This window comes from Allobosea sp. P4_C6, assembly GCF_056402015.1.
In genome coordinates this window covers 1-2,979 of sequence record NZ_JBFUIF010000159.1, presented here as the reverse complement: position 1 = coordinate 2,979, position 2,979 = coordinate 1, and the positions used below count along the sequence as shown (strand labels likewise).

Annotated in this window: 3 protein-coding genes and 1 pseudogene; all 4 read right to left on the bottom strand. The window is 60.9% G+C overall.

Annotation, left to right across the window (positions count from 1 at the left end):
- Positions 1-478, bottom strand: a 478-nt coding sequence (locus AC1DVA_RS27305) for a hypothetical protein (protein WP_476807972.1), incomplete at its 3' end; no start/stop codon positions are given.
- Between the two features lie 623 nt (positions 479-1,101).
- A complete protein-coding gene (locus AC1DVA_RS27300; RefSeq protein WP_476807971.1) occupies positions 1,102-2,406 on the bottom strand; it encodes an extracellular solute-binding protein in 1,305 nt (434 codons plus the stop codon).
- Positions 2,407-2,489: 83 nt separating this feature from the next.
- Positions 2,490-2,747: a TOBE domain-containing protein gene (locus tag AC1DVA_RS27295; RefSeq protein WP_476807973.1), complete on the bottom strand. Its 258-nt coding sequence runs from the start codon at positions 2,745-2,747 to the stop codon at positions 2,490-2,492.
- Positions 2,678-2,979: pseudogene (locus AC1DVA_RS27290) on the bottom strand (hypothetical protein); the annotation flags it as partial. The pseudogene AC1DVA_RS27290 and the gene AC1DVA_RS27295, both read right to left, overlap by 70 nt.

Sequence of the window (2,979 nt, the reverse complement as noted above, 5' to 3'; positions counted from 1 at the left end):
GAGCCTCTCGCTTAGAGGCCACCGCATAAATGTCATCATGGAACTCGGGGGAGTTGGACAGGCTTTTGAGCATGTCCTGTCCTTGGCTGCTGGTCAGCAACGTCTTCAGCGTAGCGATTTGAATATTCTGAAGCCCGATCCGGGCTTTTTGGCCGTCACTGAGATCGAGCTGAGCTAAGAGATCAACAAATTGCCTAAGGTGCGCAACGTGGAAATTGTTAATCTGCAGACTGCCGTCCTCGACCCACCCATCGACCTTATGGAATTTGAGTTTGGTCAGCTTGAAAGTGCCAAAATCTTTCTTCTCTCGGACGTAGAATGCACGAACAGCGAGCTTCGATCGCGATGTGACATCGATTTCCGCGATGGGAACCATATCGGTCTCTGACACCAGCGTCGCATACGACCCCTCCCGTCCTGGATGGACGTACAAGGTCTGCGGCCGATAATTGGCGAGGTACTCGCTGTCGTTGGTCATTACATAAGAGAATTGACCAGATCAGAGTCGGATGGAACCGGTTTTCCAGGAAAGCCCGCACTTCCCACGTTTTCGGTCGATCATCAGGCTTAAGTCACGCACGTTAATACGTATTGACGTAATTAAGGAAGTCAGTGGTTTTACAAGCGCGGCTATATGGGCGGGGATGGAGTTTGCAGCTGCAAACTTAACGCCTGCGCCGTCCGCAACCTAGTGGATTGATCGGGACAAAAGAGTCCGGCTTGGTTCGCGCCGAATGTCCGCTTTTTGGAGAGCGGCCAACGGGAAAATTCGACCCTAGTGAGACATTCGCGGCGCGCTGTCCGAAGGTCGAGGTGTGGCCCCTAACCGACGTTTGGAACGTCTGCTTCCGGGCAGTCCGCTGAGGCAGGCGGTCAAACAGCCGAACTGGGCCTATCGCTGACATAGCTAATTCCGCTTCCGGGCGTTCGATCACCGTAATGCTGATGGGCCGAGCGGTGGTGTGCCTACCCGCATTGCCCACGCCGCGCGATTTGGCCTGGGCAGGGCGCGGCAACTGAACTTTGAGCGCGGCTTGTCGAGTCCTCTTCGGAATGCTCTAGCCTCGCTCAAGCCTAAAATGAAACGAGGGACTAGACCACTCACTGTGCCTCTGCGAACTTCTTCTCCCCCTCGACCAGAGCCGCCTTCGGATCCATCTTATCGAGCACGACCCGGGCAGTCGCTTCGTTCAGAACCGATTGCAGCGTGCGGGTGTTGCACTCGGTCGGCTCGAGCCAGCTCGACGAGCTCCAGGCATCGACCATCGTCTTCATCCAGGCATTCGCCGGCTGGGCCAGGAAAGGATCTTCCAGCAGCGAGCGCCGGATCGGCACCTGCACGCCGACCGTCACCCATTTCAGCACCGAGGCCTTGCTTGTGAGGAAATCGAGGAACTTGCCGGCCTCGGCGAGACGCGGCGATTTCTGCCAGGCTGCGATCCACCAGCCTGAGACCGGCATCGGCGCGGGCTTCGCGCCGCTCCAGGACGGCCAGGCAATGATACCGATATTGTCGCCGCCGAAGGCCGCCGCCTTGGCGATGACGCTGAAGCGCAGATTGGAGGTGATCGCCATGGCATAGCGCCCGGCGGTGAACTGCTCGCTGATGTCGTCGACGTTCAGCACCAGCGCCTCCTGCGGCGTGACCTTGTCCTTGGTGATCAGATCGGCCGTGAAGCTCAGCGCCTTGATCCCGTCCGGCGTCGCGTAATTCGCCTTGCAGCCGGTGAAGGGGCCGCCCGTCTGATCGAGTATGCCGATCAGCGCCGGCGTGCTCTCGGTCTTGATCGGCGCCAGCGGCATGCCAAAACCCCAGACATCGACCCGCCCGTCGCGGCTGACGGTCAGCTTCTTCGCGGCAGCGGCAAGCGCATCCCAACACGTCAGGCTCTCGGGCGCGATCCCGGCCGCCTTGAACAGGTCCTTGCGGTAGTAGATCACGCTGGCGCCATGGAAGAGCGGCATCGCCAGGAGCTTGCCGTCCTTCACGGCTGCGTTCCAACCAGCCTTGACGAAATAGTCGTCTCGCTCGACTTGGGGCCATTTGCTCGCGACGAGCGCGTTGAGATCGGTCCCGGCGCCCGATTGCGAGAGCCCGCCGAGGTTCTTGGCGTCGATCCAGACCAGATCGGGATTGCCGCCGGCACGATGGCCCAGGAAGAACTTTGACGGCATCTGCGCGAAATCCTGCGGCTCGACCTTGATCTTGATCGCGGGATTGGCAGCCTCGAACTCGGTGATGATCTGCTTCAGGGCGATCTCGCGCGGCGAGGTCTTGTTCGGGTCGAGAAAACTCCACATCATCACGGTGGTCTGCGCCAAGGCGGGCGCTGTCCCGGCGAGGCCGGTCAGAAGACCGGAGATCAGGCCGGCCAGAAGCAGCCTTGCAGGTGAAAGGGCTGTCATCGTTTCCTCCTCTTGTATCGGGATCCTGTGGCGGCGCCCGGTCCCGTTTTCATTGCGCCGTCAGGGCAGCTCGGCATGGGCGTTCAGGCGTTTACTCCGGCAGGCATCGGCATCTTCGCTCGCATCGGCAGCGCGTGCTCGGTCGCAGGGTCGAAGACATGAAGACGCTCGGGCACGAGCGCGATCCGCACTGTGTCGCTGCGCGCAACGGGCGATTGGGCAGGGGCGCGACAACAGAATTCGGTCCCGGAAGCAGGCGCCGCATAGATCATCAGGTCGGGTCCTGAGAGCTCGGTCTGGATGATGCGCGCTTCAACCCCGGCAGGATCGCCCGTCGCCACCAACTCGACGGCCTCGGCCCGCACCCGAGCTTGATCGGCCGACCCCGCACGCTCTCGAAATTGAGCGGGCTCGCCCGCAAGGGCAAGGTGAGATCGCGCATCGCGAAGCGCAGGCCCGTCGGACCGCTATCGATGATCCCATCGAGGAACAGGATCTCGCGCTCGCCCACAAAATTCGCGACGAACATGTTCGCCGGCCGGTGTAGATCTCGAAAGGCGAGGCGTATTGCTG

Coding starts and splice junctions, on each gene's coding strand:
- AC1DVA_RS27300 (WP_476807971.1), bottom strand. CDS start 2,406: ATGACAGCCCTTTCACCTGCAAGGCTGCTTCTGGCCGGCCTGATCTCC.